This window comes from Bacillus sp. FSL P4-0248, from assembly GCF_038593305.1.
In the GTDB taxonomy this organism is placed as follows: Bacteria; Bacillota; Bacilli; order Bacillales; family Bacillaceae; genus Bacillus; species Bacillus safensis.
On the sequence record NZ_CP151983.1, the window covers coordinates 1,938,359 to 1,954,388 of the forward strand.

18 protein-coding genes are annotated in these 16,030 nt (G+C 41.7%); 2 read left to right on the forward strand and 16 right to left on the reverse strand.

Translation table 11 applies throughout. The features are described from left to right. Positions 1–49: 49 nt before the first annotated feature. From NST65_RS09720 to ilvA, 4 genes are all read right to left on the reverse strand, one after another. Complete coding sequence (locus tag NST65_RS09720; protein WP_029706009.1) at positions 50–604, reverse strand: SCO family protein; 555 nt, start codon at positions 602–604, stop codon at positions 50–52. A 59-nt stretch (positions 605–663) separates the two neighbouring features. Next, positions 664–1,506: a DegV family protein gene (locus NST65_RS09725; RefSeq protein ID WP_111926535.1), complete on the reverse strand. Its 843-nt coding sequence runs from the start codon at positions 1,504–1,506 to the stop codon at positions 664–666. A gap of 187 nt (positions 1,507–1,693) precedes the next feature. Beyond that, entirely contained in the window at positions 1,694–1,945 is a 252-nt protein-coding gene (locus tag NST65_RS09730; protein WP_024428147.1) for a YpmP family protein, read from the reverse strand. Between the two features lie 36 nt (positions 1,946–1,981). After that, positions 1,982–3,250: a threonine ammonia-lyase IlvA gene (ilvA, locus tag NST65_RS09735; protein ID WP_024428146.1), complete on the reverse strand. Its 1,269-nt coding sequence runs from the start codon at positions 3,248–3,250 to the stop codon at positions 1,982–1,984. Positions 3,251–3,431: 181 nt separating this feature from the next. On the opposite strand from ilvA, the gene NST65_RS09740 reads away from it, so the two are divergent. Continuing rightward, entirely contained in the window at positions 3,432–4,400 is a 969-nt protein-coding gene (locus tag NST65_RS09740; protein ID WP_024428145.1) for a sigma 54-interacting transcriptional regulator, read from the forward strand. A gap of 14 nt (positions 4,401–4,414) precedes the next feature. After that, entirely contained in the window at positions 4,415–5,053 is a 639-nt protein-coding gene (locus tag NST65_RS09745; protein ID WP_024428144.1) for a hemolysin III family protein, read from the forward strand. 41 nt (positions 5,054–5,094) lie between these two features. On the opposite strand, the gene NST65_RS09750 is transcribed toward NST65_RS09745, so the two are convergent. From NST65_RS09750 to NST65_RS09805, 12 genes are all read right to left on the reverse strand, one after another. Further along, the gene (locus NST65_RS09750; RefSeq protein WP_070326564.1) at positions 5,095–5,718 is read right to left on the reverse strand and encodes a 1-acyl-sn-glycerol-3-phosphate acyltransferase; all 624 of its coding nucleotides are present in this window, start codon (positions 5,716–5,718) and stop codon (positions 5,095–5,097) included. 19 nt (positions 5,719–5,737) lie between these two features. After that, positions 5,738–6,223 carry a type 3 dihydrofolate reductase gene (gene folA, locus NST65_RS09755; RefSeq protein WP_070326563.1) on the reverse strand — a complete coding sequence of 162 codons (486 nt, stop codon included), beginning with the start codon at positions 6,221–6,223 and terminating at the stop codon, positions 5,738–5,740. After that, positions 6,220–7,014: a thymidylate synthase gene (locus tag NST65_RS09760; protein WP_024428141.1), complete on the reverse strand. Its 795-nt coding sequence runs from the start codon at positions 7,012–7,014 to the stop codon at positions 6,220–6,222. Before NST65_RS09760 ends, folA begins: the two co-directional genes overlap by 4 nt. Before the next feature lie 103 nt (positions 7,015–7,117). After that, the gene (locus tag NST65_RS09765; protein WP_024428140.1) at positions 7,118–7,645 is read right to left on the reverse strand and encodes a phosphatidylglycerophosphatase A; all 528 of its coding nucleotides are present in this window, start codon (positions 7,643–7,645) and stop codon (positions 7,118–7,120) included. Positions 7,646–7,663: 18 nt separating this feature from the next. Further along, positions 7,664–8,281 (reverse strand): YpjP family protein, encoded by a 618-nt coding sequence (locus NST65_RS09770; protein WP_024428139.1) that lies wholly within the window; start codon positions 8,279–8,281, stop codon positions 7,664–7,666. Positions 8,282–8,579: 298 nt separating this feature from the next. Further along, complete coding sequence (locus tag NST65_RS09775; protein WP_065214715.1) at positions 8,580–9,368, reverse strand: class I SAM-dependent methyltransferase; 789 nt, start codon at positions 9,366–9,368, stop codon at positions 8,580–8,582. 66 nt (positions 9,369–9,434) lie between these two features. After that, positions 9,435–9,869: a BrxA/BrxB family bacilliredoxin gene (locus NST65_RS09780; RefSeq protein ID WP_024422738.1), complete on the reverse strand. Its 435-nt coding sequence runs from the start codon at positions 9,867–9,869 to the stop codon at positions 9,435–9,437. An 81-nt stretch (positions 9,870–9,950) separates the two neighbouring features. After that, positions 9,951–11,627 carry a dihydroxy-acid dehydratase gene (ilvD, locus tag NST65_RS09785; RefSeq protein WP_111926533.1) on the reverse strand — a complete coding sequence of 559 codons (1,677 nt, stop codon included), beginning with the start codon at positions 11,625–11,627 and terminating at the stop codon, positions 9,951–9,953. A 307-nt stretch (positions 11,628–11,934) separates the two neighbouring features. Next, the gene (locus tag NST65_RS09790) at positions 11,935–13,071 is read right to left on the reverse strand and encodes a conserved virulence factor C family protein (RefSeq protein ID WP_111926531.1); all 1,137 of its coding nucleotides are present in this window, start codon (positions 13,069–13,071) and stop codon (positions 11,935–11,937) included. Between the two features lie 30 nt (positions 13,072–13,101). Continuing rightward, positions 13,102–13,713: an HD domain-containing protein gene (locus NST65_RS09795; RefSeq protein WP_241770693.1), complete on the reverse strand. Its 612-nt coding sequence runs from the start codon at positions 13,711–13,713 to the stop codon at positions 13,102–13,104. A gap of 13 nt (positions 13,714–13,726) precedes the next feature. After that, entirely contained in the window at positions 13,727–14,209 is a 483-nt protein-coding gene (locus NST65_RS09800; protein WP_024428135.1) for a glutathione peroxidase, read from the reverse strand. A 74-nt stretch (positions 14,210–14,283) separates the two neighbouring features. Next, on the reverse strand, positions 14,284–15,966 hold the full coding sequence (locus NST65_RS09805) for a formate--tetrahydrofolate ligase (protein ID WP_111926529.1): 1,683 nt from the start codon (positions 15,964–15,966) through the stop codon (positions 14,284–14,286). Between the last annotated feature and the right edge of the window lie 64 nt (positions 15,967–16,030).

Below are 16,030 nucleotides of genomic sequence, written 5' to 3' on the forward strand. Positions count from 1 at the left end.
TCTGATTAAAAAAGTGTATCATGTTTTCGCCCATTTGAACATCCTTATGCTAGCTTCGGTTCAGCGTTTTGATGTCCTTGATGATGTCATCATAAGGTGTGTTTTGCACCCCATCATAGTTTTTCATCACTTTCCCATCTTGATTGACAAGAAAAAACAGGGACTGATGAATCACTTGGTCTTCATCTTCAGGTTTTTTTACAATGGTTTTAAAGCTTTTCATTGCGAATTTTTCAATTTCTGACTGTGAATACCCAGTGAGAAAATCCCAATTTTTAAAGGACAATGGATAGGCTTTTGCAAATTCCTTTAGCTTTTTCGGTGAATCGACCTCTGGGTCCACGCTAAAGGAAATGATATGCGCATCCAATTTTTCTTCTTTTAACCGTTTTTGCAGCTCTGTCATATGAGCAGTCATCGGCGGACAAATCGTTTCACAGCTTGTGAAAATAAAATCAGCTACCCATACTTTCCCCTTCAAATCATCCAATGACACCTTTTGGCCATCTTGGTTTTCAAACTCAAACGGCTCTATTTGATAATTTAAAGCATCCTTGATTTGTCCATTTGAACATGAGACTAAAAGAAGCACGCTTACCATCATAAGCGCACCAAGTAAGGCTCCCCTTTTTCTATACATGATATGTCCATCCCCTTTTTCTATCAATCGGTATAAAAAGTAAAGCCTATTGCACCCTTTCCGGTATGACACGAAATAATCGGTGTTGTGTAGGCGATGTCAATCAGTGCTTCAGGTGTGTGATCAAGCAGCGCTTTTTTTAGCTTTTCAGCGAGTTCTAATGCATCTGCATGTGCGATCCCAATGGCTTGAACTGTTTTTCCCTTCACCGCCTGTACATACTGTTTTGTCAGATGGCGGACAAGCGCAGAGTAGCTTCTCACATTCGCTTCTGGCGTATATACCCCGTCTGTCAAGCTGGCAATAGGTTTGATGTGAAGAAGTGAGCCGATGAGCGCCTTTCCTCTTCCAATTCTGCCGCCTTTGACGAGATTTTCTAATGTATCGATCGTGACATATAGCTTTGTTTGATGACGGATTTTATCTAATTCTGTGATAATATCTTCACGGCTTGCACCCTTTTTGGCTAGTTCTGCTGCTTTGATGACTTGAAATCCTAATCCATAGGAAATAAAATGCGAATCAATCACCGTGATATTTCCATCTACCATTTTCGAAGCGCTTTCAGCAGTTTGAACAGTACCGCTCATACCACCAGTTAAATGGATACTGATCACTTCGCTTCCATCTGCCGTCAGCTTTTCATATAATTCGACGAATTGACCGATCGCAGGTTGAGACGTTTTCGGCAGTTCCTCAGCGGCCTCCATTTTCTCAATAAATTCATCTGGCTGTATATTCACCCGGTCAATATAATCAACTCCAGAAATGGAGATATTGAGCGGAATCACGTGAATGGAAAGATCATTGATTTTTTCTTGCGGAAGGTCCACAGTTGAATCTGTTACAATTTTAATTTGTTTCACTATCGTCTCATCCTTGCTGTCTTAGTCTTTACTTATGATATTACCTTATTTCCTGCACACTTGAAAACAACTGACCTAACGTTTTTGAAATTGTCACATTTTCTTCTTGTCAAGAAAAAAATCCTTGCCAAACTGAGCAGCGGCCACTTCAAAATGGCTGCTTACCCCTTTTGACAAAGATTCCTGCTTACGCATTGTGTTTCAGTGTAGGCTCCTGATAGATCTGTTCATATGTGCTCCACTTGACGTTACGTTTCACATCCTCTCTGAAAGAGTACACAGTTCTCTTTCCTTTAGATACATAGACTTTTTTCAAGAAAGCTTCAAGTCTAAAGGTGAGCATGAAACGATACGTCTCATCTCCCTTTAGAACAGGGACTTCTGTTACCTTGATCTGAGCTCCATCCATCCGTCTAAAACATATTGTTTTGAGCAGCACAAACGATCAATCCTCTTTTCCAATTATCTGTTAAGCCTAAATAAATAGGTGGAATAAATCTTGATCTTTATTCACTTCAACATAGTGAAAGCCTTTTCTATCCATCCGCTCAATCAGCGCTGCATAGTCATCTCTTTCTTTCAATTCGATGCCGACTAGCGCAGGACCTTTGCTTCGGTTATTCTTTTTCGTATATTCAAAGCGTGAGATATCATCATTTGGCCCTAACACTTCATCTAAAAATTCCCGAAGCGCTCCTGCTCTTTGCGGAAAATTGACAATAAAGTAATGTTGAAGCCCTTCATAGATCATCGAGCGTTCTTTGATTTCCTGCATTCTGCCGATGTCATTATTTCCTCCACTGACAATACAGACAACATTTTTCCCTTTGATCTCCTCACGATGAGCATCTAATGCTGCGATTGGCAATGCGCCTGCCGGTTCTGCTACAATCGCACATTGATTATACAGCTCTAAAATCGTTGTACACACTTTCCCTTCGGGTACAAGACTGATTTTATCGACAACAGACTGAAGCGATGTAAACGTCTTTTCGCCAATCCGCTGAACCGCTGCTCCGTCTACAAACTTATCAATCGAATCAAGTGTCACAACCTCGCCCTTCTCATGCGAGGCATGCAGTGAAGCTGCGCCAAGCGGTTCGACTGCAATGATTTCGGTTTCTGGTGAGATATTTTTGATATATGTACCAACACCAGATAACAGACCTCCACCTCCGACACTTGCAAATAAAAAGTGAGGCTCCACTTCGATATCATTTAAGATTTCGACAGCAGTCGTTCCTTGTCCTGCCATCACATCCAGATCATCAAACGGATGGATAAATTCGCGCTTCTCTTCATCTCCGCATTTTACGGCTTCATGATACGAATCATCAAACGTATCTCCGGTTAAGATAATTTCAACATATTCTTTTCCGAACAGCTCCACTTGTGATACTTTTTGCCTTGGCGTCGTAGCAGGCATAAAGATTTTCCCGTGGATGCCTAAATATTTACAAGAATAGGCAACACCCTGTGCGTGATTTCCTGCACTTGCACAGACAATGCCATTTTCTAGTTTATCTTTTGGAAGCTGGCTCATTTTATTAAAAGCGCCTCTTAATTTAAAGGAACGAACTACTTGAAGATCCTCTCTTTTTAAGTAGACATTGCATTCATATCGTTCAGAAAGTCGCTCATTTTTTTGAAGTGGTGTATGAATGACTACATCCTTCAAATTTTGATGGGCTTTTAAGATGTCTTTCACTTGAATTAGCGTATTTTCTTTGAGCAACGGTTTCATGTACAAGATCCTTTCTCTTTAACCTTATTTAATTTGTCATTATAACATGAATATTCAAAAAATAAACCAATAGATCATGGATCCATCATAAATTTTATAAACTTTTTCGTTTTCCTGTACATTTGTTTTAATTGGGTGTTACAATTGAACCAATTAGAACCACAAAGAAAGGAATCACCCAATGGCCACTCAATCATTCGCATCTATCTATGGTGATCATCAAGATATCAAGCATGCAATTCATCTGGCAAAACAATTTTCGAAAAACGAACAGCCGGTCTTGATAACAGGAGACATCGGTACAGGCAAAACGCTATTCGCCCAAGAAATGGCGAACGTATCTGTTCCACACGCATCACTGACACACATGTATTGCCCCATCTTGAATGAAGAAACCTTACAGAAAGCCTTCATAGAAAAAAACAATCAAATTCTTTATTTAGATGAAATCGGTGCATTAAGTATTTCTATGCAGCACCAGGTCATTCACTTTCTAGAAACGTCACCTGCAACAAAAGTAATCGCTTCTTCGTCTTTATCAATAGAGGCACTCAGGGTTTCTTCTACCTTTTTACCCGAGCTGTTTTATCGTCTGAATGTTCTTCATTTGGCCCTTCCAGCTTTAGCCGAACGAAAAACAGATATTCCTGTGTTAACAAATGCTTTCTTTCAAAAGCTGAACATGGCACCTGATATTGATCCAAGTGTTTGGGAAGCCTTGCAGCAGTATCCATTTGAAGGAAATGTCCAAGAACTCAAAAATATTGTTCATTACGCTGCGTCCATACTCGAGGGCCACACGGTATTTTTACATCATTTACCGCCCTTTGTGTTAGCACCTCTTCCCTCAGCCGTGAAAGGTAAAAAGGAAGAACACCAGCTTACACTAATGGAAAAACAAGAATTTGTTTTCTTGCTGGAAGCCATTAAATCTCTCAATGAAAAAGGAGAAGCAGCCAGCAGGCGCATCTTATCTGAATTAAGCAAACAAGGAGATATCCCGCTGACCCCTCAGCAGGTGCGAAACCGCTTAGATGATCTTGAGAAAAAAGCATACGTGACGAAAGGAAAAGGCAGGGCCGGAACGAAGATTACACTTGAAGGTCTTTCATTCCTGAAGTCGCTTGATGGTTATATACCGGTTCAATAAAAGGAGGACATCCATTGTTTACTGTAAAAGAAGAAATTGCAAACGCCATTACACATGGCATTGGTGTTATTTTATCCATCCCAGCCATTGTGTTTCTCGTCTTATTCGCTGTTCAATACGGCACTGTCACAGACATTATCAGCTTTTCGATATTTGGTGCATCCATGCTGCTGCTTTATTTAAGCTCAACCCTGCTTCATAGCATTCGGCACAAAAAAACAAAAGATATTTTTGAAATCCTCGACCACTCGGCTATTTATGTATTGATTGCTGGTACATATACACCCTTTTTACTTGGACCACTAAAAGGTGCACTCGGCTATACGCTCCTTGCCATTGTATGGGCGCTTGCTGCTGGTGGGATTGTCTTTAAAATCTTTTTCGTCAAACGCTTTATTATCGTATCTACCCTTGTCTATTTATTAATGGGCTGGATGATCATCATCGCCATCAAACCGCTTTATATCCAATTAACAGGTGCAGGATTTGGCCTCTTACTGTTAGGCGGCATATTATATTCAGTCGGAACCATCTTTTATATTTGGCGGAAAATTCCCTATCATCATGCGATTTGGCACAGCTTTGTTCTTGGCGGCAGCGCATCGATGTTCTTCTGTATTTTATTCTATTGCGTAAACATTCCTGCTGCATAGAATGAAAAAACCAGCATCCACTATTCGGATGCTGGTTTTTTCTATGCACGTTTTTGTGCGTAATCACTGATCATGACAGGAGCTTTAATATGAATATCGACATTAACAGGACGCAGTCTTTTCACGATCTTCCCAGTTAAAAGACGATCCGTTCCGCTAGTTTCAATTGGTACAAGCGGACAATCGTATTCTTCAGCAAGCGCCTCTGCAATATGACGATACGCTTCTGAAAGCAATAGACTCTGCCCAGACACGATTCTTTCCTTTGCTTCTTCTAATAAGACCTCATCCGTTTGATTCTGATGGATAACCGCCATTTTTTTGAGCCATTGTTTTAAAATCGGATACCGAAAGAGCTTCGGTTTTGCCATGAAAGCAAATGGCTTCTCAAGGTGGCCAATCAATAATGTCGTCGTGACTGAATTCAGCTCTTTTGTGACATAAATAACCGGGCCATCTGGCAGCTTCTTTTGCTGATGAATGGTCATGACTGATCCTGATTGATCAATACATCCCCGGGAAAACCTTTTTGCATGCTCATGAATGAGATGCATTCGTTTCGTATAGGAAATGCGTGGATCCGTTAATTCATGATCGTACAAATGCCTCATACTTTTTAAAAAGGATACAACAACATAAATCGTTAAAAACCAATAACGAAACAACCGTACTCCTCCTACTCACTTATCCTTTTTTGTCATATACGACAAATTCATAATTGTAGGGGTTCTTTTCGTCACGATGGCCTTTTTCGCGTGATACAATCGTCCATTCATCTTCATTGTAATACGGGAAATAGCGGTCTCCTTCAAACGCATGGTGAATGTGCGTGATATAGAGACGATCAGCATATGGCATCATTTCTTCATACAGCTTAGACCCGCCAATGATAAATAACTCTGTCTCACTTTCCCCAATTGCCAAAATATCAGCAATTGAATGAACAACCTCGCATCCTTCTGCTTTAAAAGAAGAACTTGTGGTCAGCACAATATTTCGGCGGTTAGGCAGCGCTCGTCCAATGGATTCAAAGGTTTTTCTGCCCATGACAATCGTGTGACCGCCTGTGACTTTTTTAAAATACGCTAAATCTGCTGGTAAATGCCAAGGCATTTGATTATCTTGACCAATGACTCTGTCTTCTCCTGTCGCCGCAATCATGGAAATCATACACTGACTTCTCCTTTTATATGCGGATGCGGATCATAGTTCTCAAGCACAAAATCATCAAACGTAAAATCAAAAATGCTCTTTACATCTCTTGTAATACGAAGCGTAGGAAGCGTGCGTTCCTCGCGCTCTAGCTGCATTTTCACCTGTGGAAGATGATTTTGATAAATATGAGCATCTCCGAGTGTGTGAATAAACTCTCCTGGCTCAAGATTTGTGACTTTGGCAATCATCATCGTTAGAAGGGCATATGAAGCAATATTAAATGGCACGCCTAAAAAGATATCTGCCGATCTTTGATATAGCTGGCAGGAAAGCTTCCCGTTTGATACGTAAAATTGAAATAGACAATGACAAGGAGGCAGCGCCATTTGATCAATTTCCCCCGGGTTCCAAGCGCTGACGATCAGTCGTCTTGAATTCGGGTTGTGCTCAATATCATGAATCAGCTTTGTGATCTGATCCACTGTCTCGCCGTCTCCGCTCGCCCATGATCTCCACTGTGCACCGTATACACGGCCCAGCTCTCCATTTTCATCTGCCCATTCGTTCCAAATGCGGACACCATTTTCTTGAAGATATTTGACATTTGTATCACCTTTTAAAAACCAAAGCAACTCATGAATGATCGATTTCAGGTGTAATTTCTTTGTGGTTAAAAGAGGAAATCCTTCCTGTAAATCAAATCTCATCTGGTAACCGAACGTGCTGATTGTACCTGTACCCGTTCTGTCACCTTTTTCATCCCCGTGCTGTAATACATGACGGCATAACTCTTTGTATTGTTTCATTTTTTTCATCCTTTATTTATGTTCTTGTTGTAGTTTACCTTATTTCGGCTTTTCTTGAAACCAAAAAAACATGCCTGCATGATGAGCAGACATGTTTTTCTTTTTATGCTTGATTCACTCGTTCCTGCTCTTCATCCTTAATATCTTGGTGTGAGTGAGCAATGCGGCTTGCAGCTGCTGCGGCAAGTGCAGCGACTAGGTCATCAAGGAAAGTATGCACTTCACCTGGACGGCCTTCATCTAATTCACGAATAATACCAAATTTCTCTTTATCTAAATAACCGAAGTTGGTCAAACCGATTGATCCATATACATTGACAATGGAAAGCGGAATAATCTCATCAATTCCATATAGCGGCTCATCTGTTTCAACTAAGTGCTGTAAAGGTTCTGGCAAGAGCTTTTTTTCTGCCAGCTGATCAAGGGCAAGTCCTGTTAAAACTGCATGGACAATTTCTCTTTTATTCAGCACTTTTTCAACATTTTCAATACAGACACTAAGTGGAAGGTTTGGATGATATTTTTCTTGGAGCTTCAGCACAATGTGTGCGATATCTTCAATTTTCACTCCGCGATCGTTTAACATTTGTTTTGTAATCTGCACCATTTCGTTCATTGTATATTTTTTCAATTGGCATGACATCTCCTTCTAGTGGCTCATCCAGCTCGGCGGGGTGTTTTTGTCCCAGTAAATATTACCGAGTTCGTGATGCGTCTGGAATCCATCTTCTGCTGTATGGTAATGAAAGTTAAACCAATATCCGCTGTGAGGCGGCTGATCTCTTCTGACATGAAAACGGAGCAAATCTTCTCCGGTCTTGCGGTTGTAAATGTGGAAGATTTTTTCGCCATTTCCGCTTGAAGGCTGATCAGTTAAAACAACATCTTGAAATTTTTCGTCATCTTTGAAATTTGTTAAATAGTCAGTTAACACTTGTTCAATCTTCGGCTGAATCTCTTCTCTGTACTCGTCCTCAATGACAGGTGTGATTTTACGGCCAAATTTGAGAAAGGATTGATTTTCTGCACTTGACAGCACCTCTTGCTTATATTGCTCAAAGGGATCTAACTGTTCTTTGCTTTCCTCTTGCGTTAGTTCCCAGCTGCGCATTTCATCTGATGTATCATAAACAGCTGTATAAGGCGTTTTATCAGATGAAGAAAGTTCAGAGGGCTTGTCTGTCATCAAAGCCGACGGAGGAGAGACTAAACCAAAAGTTGCAATCGTAAAGAGCGCAACAAGCGTTTTTCTCATCCACATCTTCATGATATCTAATTCCTTCCATAAGTTATCATACTGCTATTCTAGCATATAATGAATTTTCAGTCATTCAATTTGGTCACCGATTTGAGACTTTCTTTTTCATAATAAAACGTTTACAATGGCAGTAATGACGACTAAAATTTGGGAGGAATGGGTATGCTTGAAGGTTTTTTTATTACGGCTTCCTTGCTGACATTATTTTATTTTGTCTATATGGAGATTACAGATTAAAAGCCCTGAATAAGGGCTTTTTTAGATGATTGACAAGGAATTAAAAAGAATTGTCTGCACACCTGAACCTTTAGCGAGGGCTTTTTTCTTTCTCAATATATCCATAATGAAATTGGGCTGTTTTTCGTTTTAAAACGTGAAATTGATAGGAGTCTGCTAGAAATCGGGTGCTTTTCCAATGATCTTTTAAAACCACTCTTTTTCTCGCCACTCTCAGCGCTTCTTGGACGGCTGTTTCGTGGTCAAAGTGGTGCTCTGCCGCATGACGGAGCGGTGCGATACTTGCAGACTCTTGAATCGTCTCCTCAAACATCGGATCAAAATAGACGACATCAAATGATTCATCAGAGAGCTTTTTTAGCTGCTCGATACTGTCTCCACTTACAACAGATATCCGGTTCATCGCTTCATCTGCCTCTCTTACCCCTGTCTCCCATGTGTTTAGTCCTTCTCGCACTAGCAATGCTGTCATCGGATTCTTTTCGATACCGACGACCCTTCCATTCGCACCTACTCGCAGGCTTGCTGTAATGGCATCTGATCCTAGGCCAAGCGTACAATCTAAAAAGGAATCGCCCGGCTGAAGCTGCGTGGCTTCGATTAAAGGATCCTTTTCCCCGCGCATGAGCCGCTTCACCCTGAACATCGCTGAGCTTGGATGGAAGAAGAACTTTTCACCATTTGGCTGATACCATTCAAATCTTTCTTTCCCCACAACAAGGACATCTCCTCGTTTCATCGCAAGCTGCTTGACGGATTGTTTGCGCCTTTCTACATACTCACCATGTAAATCCTCTGCAAGGGCTTTTGCTGTTTCAATTGTTTGTTCATTTGCTCTAAAGCTTGTTGTGATAAGCATTCGGTTCCTCCATCATGATCAAGAAAAAATGCCCTGACTTGATCACAGGACATTTCAACATGTGTATTAGCAATGTTTTTCAAATGCAGATAAGACGTTGTTCATGATGTCTTCCATTTCATGACCTTCAATCTCGTCACGCGGAATAAAATGAACGAGTTCATTTCCTTTTAAAAGTGCCATAGATGGAGACGATGGCTCTTCGCCTGTGAAGTATTCTCTCATTTTTGCCGTTGCTTCCCTGTCCTGACCAGCAAAAACTGTGACAATTCGATCTGGAGTTTTTTCTGCCTTCATCACAGCTTGAGTAGCAGCTGGGCGTGCTAAGCCGGCAGCGCACCCGCATACAGAATTAACAACTACAAATGTCGTTCCTTCTGCTTCTTGCATCGTTTGTTCTACTTCTTCTTCCGTTGTTAGTTCTTGAAATCCTGCACTTGTCAGCTCTTGACGCATCGGTACAACGAGCTGGCGCATGTATTCTTCATATGCCATTGACATAAAAAAGCCCCCTCTATAATCCTTATGTTGTGAATAAAGGATACTATAGAGAGAGCCAATTTTCAAATGTTCGATATCAGATTAAATTTTCATGATTCCGCCTGTATTGGCTGATGTCACAAGTTTTGAATATCTAGCAAGATAACCCGTTTTCACTTTTGGCTCAAAGCCTTTCCAGTTTGCTTTTCTTCTTTCCCATTCTTCCTCTAGAACATCTACGCTTAAAATGCGCTGTTCGATATCGACAACGACATGGTCACCATTTTCAACAAATGCAAGCGGGCCGCCCTCAGCTGCCTCTGGAGAGACGTGCCCAATAGACAATCCGCGAGAAGCGCCGGAAAAACGTCCGTCTGTAATTAAAGCAACCTTTGGTCCAAGTCCCATGCCGACGATTTGTGAAGTAGGTGCAAGCATTTCAGGCATGCCAGGTCCGCCTTTAGGTCCTTCGTAGCGAATGATGACAACATGTCCCGCTTCTACTTTTCTATTAATGATACCTTCAAGGGCTTCTTCCTGGGATTCAAATACGATCGCAGGCCCCTCGTGGCGTGTGATCCCGTCTTGTACCCCGCCCGTTTTAATGATGGCTCCATCTGGCGCAAGGTTTCCAAATAAAACGGCTAAGCCGCCTTTTTCAGTAAATGGCTTGTCAATTGGATAAATGACGTTATAATCTTTTACCTCATGCCCCGCAATGTTCTCGCCAAGCGTTTTCGCAGTGACAGTCATTGTATCTAAATGAAGAGCTCCTTCTTTTTTAGACAATTCATTTAGTGCCGCTGTAACACCGCCTGCTTCATGTAAATCCTCAATATAAACGTCTGAAGCTGGAGCAAGTTTTGATAAATGAGGCACACGTTCTGCTACTTCATTGATACGTTCAAGTGAATATTCAACACCTGCTTCATTCGCAATTGCCAATGTGTGAAGAACGGTATTGGTTGAACCACCAAGAGCCATATCTAATGCAAATGCATTATCAATTGCTTTTTCAGTGACAATATCCCGTGGTTTAATATCTTTTTTGATGAGCTCCATGAGTTGTTTGGCAGACTTCTTCGCAAATTCTCTTCGTTCTGGTGATGTCGCCAAAATCGTTCCATTTCCAGGAAGAGCGATCCCGAGTGCTTCCGCTAAACAGTTCATTGAGTTAGCTGTAAACATACCTGAACAAGATCCGCAGGTTGGACAGCCAAACTGCTCTAATTCATTTAACTCCTCTTCATTGATTTTACCTGACTGGTATGCACCAACGCCTTCAAACACAGAAGAAAGAGAAATTTTTCTGCCGTCACTTGTTCTACCCGCTTCCATCGGTCCCCCGCTCACAAAGACAGTCGGGATATTCACGCGCATCGCTGCCATCATCATTCCTGGTGTGATTTTATCGCAGTTAGGAATACAAACCATTCCATCAAACCAATGAGCAGATACAACGGTTTCTACAGAGTCCGCAATGATTTCACGGCTTGGCAATGAATATCTCATCCCGATATGACCCATGGCAATTCCATCATCGACGCCAATCGTATTGAATTCAAATGGCACTCCGCCAGCTTCACGAATGGCTTCCTTCACAATCTTCCCGAATTCCTGAAGATGGACATGTCCTGGGACAATATCAATATAGGAATTACATACGGCAATAAATGGCTTGCCGAAATCCTCATCCTTTACCCCCGCCGCTCTTAGTAAGCTTCGGTGAGGTGCTCTGTCGATTCCTTGTTTAATCATGTTACTGCGTAGTTCTGCCATCTGTTTATAAAGCCTCCTATACTACAAGTCTTGTTGACTGCATGATTTTGAGTTGATTTTATTTTACAAATTTTCTGTTTATTTAGCCACCTATGAATGACCGATGACTAACATGGCTGCTGAAGCAAGCGCTCAGCAAGGTTCGTGTCATAAAATCTGACCTCCAATATTCTATATTGGTACTACTATATAGAGTTTTTTCGCATATTTCAACAATATTCAAAATAATTTTTCTAAAAAAATTTTTCTGTCTATCATTTTTAGAAAAACAAGCTGCTTTTCATTGGCAGCTTGTTCATCTTTCTCATCATTCTGCTGCATTCTTTCTACTTTCTATCATTTGCTTCCATACAGAGCCTTTTGCTTCTTCTCCATGCTCAATGCGCTCAATCGCCATTTTCACTTGAAGACTGACTTCAAACTCAGGGTCTTGCTCTGCTTCTTTTAATGCTTCAAGTGCCGTTTCGTCCCCTTCTTCATAAAGAAACATAGCTGCACGCCAGCGGACGAGCTTACTCGGGTCCTTTAATGCTGCGATCATGGCTTCGATAGCACTCGGGTCACCAAGGTCAGAAATACAGTCACCAGCCGTTCTGCGGACCGTCACTGTTTTGTCTTCGAGCCCTTTATATAAAATAGGCAGAATGGCAGGATCTTCAATCATGCCAGCATTCACAACGGCTTGTCTGCGAATAGACGTTTTGGGATCCTCCATTGCTTTCATTAAAACAGGTATATCCTTTAGCTCTGGCTGCATTTGCTCTAAATGGGCAAAACGTTTTTTCCAATCTTCCTCTTGCAGCATGTCTTCTGTTACATCATATGCCTTTCGGTTCACCTGTCTATCTACAGCTTCCTGCCCTTCTTTCACTGCCTCTGTTAAGCGGGCTAAACGCTCATCATCATAGGCTGCTTGCAGCTCCTCTGTGACTTCCTGACCGATATCAGCAAATTCTCCAAAACGAACGCCGTGTTCTTTCCATACACGTTCAAACACGACATTGTCTGAGCTGCTTCTAAGCTTTAAAATGGCTGCTTGAAAACGTTCAGGCATGCCAAACCGCTCTTCTCTTTCACCGTCTGACAGTTTGACCTGCATTGGAATCCCATTAAACATTTGGACAAACACTTTCACTTCACCAAATGTGTCATCGCCTGACTGCGATCCTTCCTGAAGACCTTCTGTTTCATGTCCAAAGGCTTCTCTAACCTGTTGTAAAATACCCTGCCAGTCAAACTTTGCATTTCGCTCAACCGCTAAGAAATCTGCAACATGATAAACCCCTTTTACACCTTCAATGCTTAAAATACGCTTGATCATTTCTGGCGCTTCGTCTTTTTGATCCTTTTTGTAGTTGTTGCTTTTACCGCCGGCAAGTGCTTCTGTCAAAATTACCTTCATGGTATTCGGACTTGGCGTTGGTTCTATAGCTGTTATTTTCATTGATATATCCTCCTTACACACATAAAGACCCTACTCATCTGTAAGGCCGCATTCTTCTTTCCACTTCTTGATAAATAAACTCATCAATTCATGCCGCTCATCAGCAAGCTGCTTTCCTGCATGAGTGTTCATCAAGTCTTTTAATTTGAGCAGTTTTTCTTCCATATGCTTTAGCACAGAGCCCTGCTGCATGTCCTCTGTATAATGGGGCTCACCTGTTGCGCCAGCATACGTAAACACTCTAGCGATACCGCTTGCTCCTATCGCATCCAGCCTATCGGCATCTTGAACAATGGCCCCCTCTAACGTCATTGGCCTAAACTGCTTATGCCGATGACGAAAAGACATCGTTGTAATGATGTCCATGATATAGCGGACATCCCGCGTGTCCAATTCCCACAAAAGGAGCTGGTTCACAAGCTGCTTTTCAGTGACCTTCCATTCACTTGACAGCTTTTCATCAATGACATCATGTACAATCGCTGCCATCTCGATGATAAATAGAGAGCCGCCTTCCTGATTTGCAATACGGACGGCAAGCTGGCGCACACGAGCAACATGAGCCGCATCGTGTCCAGTCGGTTCATCCTTCAGCCTGTCTGAAACAAAGGAGGCAGCTGCCTCCAATTGTTTTCGCTGCATGACTGTCAGCATCTTATTTGTTGAGCAGAGCGATGATTGAGCTTTCTAATTCTTTTGGTGGTGTTTTCGGCGAGAATCGTTCAATAACTTCTCCGTCTTGGTCCACGATAAATTTTGTGAAATTCCATTTCACTGTTTTTGTCCCAAGCACACCTTTCGCTTGACTTGTTAAATGCTTGAACAGCGGGTGCGCCTCTTCGCCATTGACATCTACTTTCGCAAACATAGGGAAGGTCACTCCATAATTCAAAGAACAGAATTCTTGAATGGCTTCTTCTCCTTCTGGCTCTTGGTTCATAAATTGGTTACACGGAAATCCTAAAATTTCAAGGCCCTTTTCATGATATTGATCATATAACTCTTGTAATTGTTTAAATTGAGGAGTCAGCCCACATTTGCTTGCTGTATTTACAATAATGAGCACTTTTCCTTTATAATCTGCCATCGATTGTTCCTGACCGTTAATGGTCTTGACCTGAATATCATAAATTGACATCTCATAGCCTCCTAGGATTCACTTTTTCCTATCGTAACATGCTTCTTTTAGAAAATCGCTTTTTATGCTCCCGTTTAAAAGAGTCCTGTCACACTGCCGTCTTCTAATAAATCCATTTCGAGAGCCGCAGGTTTTTTAGGTAAGCCAGGCATTGTTAAAATGCTTCCGGTTAAGGCTACAATAAACCCTGCTCCTACAGACGGCTTTAACTCTCGAATCGTAATGGTAAAGCCTTTAGGTCTGCCGATTAAAGCTGGATCATCTGAAAGAGAATATTGTGTTTTTGCCATACAAACCGGCAAATGAGCCCAGCCGTTTTCCTCAATGGCAGCCAGCTGCTTTCTTGCTTTAGTTGTGAGCGTGACCCCATCTGCCCCGTAAACCACTTTGGCCACTTTAGATAACTTTTCTTCGATGGAATCGTTCTCTTCATACAAATAGGTAAAGTTGTTCTTTTTCTTTTCAATGAGTGCTGCTAGTTCCTCGGCAAGAGCTGTCCCGCCTTCGCCTCCTTCTTCCCATACATTCACGGCTTTGACTGGATGGCCATGTTTGCCGCACCAATCTTCTATCGCTTGAATCTCTTCTTTTGTATCCGTTATAAACCGGTTTACCGCCACAATATATGGAAGACCAAAAGCTTGCACGGTTTCAATATGCTTTTCTAAATTATGTATACCTTCTAATACGGCGTGTGCATTCTCTTCCTTAAGTTCGGTTTTCTTCATTCCGCCATGCATCTTTAATGCTCTCACTGTCGCCACAATGACAACTGCACCAGGTTTGAAATCACCAGCTCTTGTTTTAATGTGGAGGAATTTTTCTGCTCCAAGATCTGCTCCGAATCCTGCTTCTGTTACGACATAATCAGCTAATTTTGCTGCCATTTTGGTTGCAATTAAACTATTGCATCCATGTGCAATATTAGCAAAAGGACCGCCATGGACAAGGGCTGGGGTTCCTTCAATCGTTTGAACAAGGTTCGGTTTGAGTGCATCTTTTAAAAGTAACGTCAGAACACCTTCATATCCAAGTGCTCCCACTGTGACTGGCTCGCCTTCTTGATTATAGGCAACAACAATAGAAGAAAGACGTTTTTTTAAGTCGTTTAAGTCTTCTGCTAAACAGAGGATCGCCATCATTTCGGAAGCCACTGTAATATCAAATCCGTCTTCTCTAGGATACCCATTTAACTGACCGCCAAGTCCGACAACGACCTGTCTTAATGCACGATCGTTTAAATCAAGCACCCGCTTCCACACAATGCGCCGAGTGTCGATGCCGAGTTCATTTCCGTGATGGATATGGTTATCAATAAATGCAGATAAGGCGTTATGTGCAGATGTAATGGCATGAAAATCCCCTGTGAAATGAAGATTGATTTCTTCCATTGGCAGCACCTGTGAATATCCTCCGCCCGCTGCACCGCCTTTAATTCCCATTGTAGGACCTAATGATGGCTCACGCATCGCAATGATCGCTTTTTTGCCAATTTTTTCGAAGGCTTGACCAAGGCCGACTGTTACCGTGGATTTCCCCTCACCTGCTGGCGTAGGGTTAATTGAAGTGACAAGAATCACGTGTCCTTCTTTTTGTTTCTTTAAACGGTCAAAAATAGTCAAAGATATTTTCGCTTTTGTGAAACCATAGCATTCTAATTCTTCGTCATGTATTTGCAGCTTTGCTGCGATGTCTTGAATCGGTCTCAGCTTAGCCTTTTGGGCAATGTCAATATCAGATAAATGCTTTGTGATCATAACAAAATGGCCTCCTTTTTTTACAAAAACAGCATTCTTTTTTGCTTTATTTTTCATTGTAACA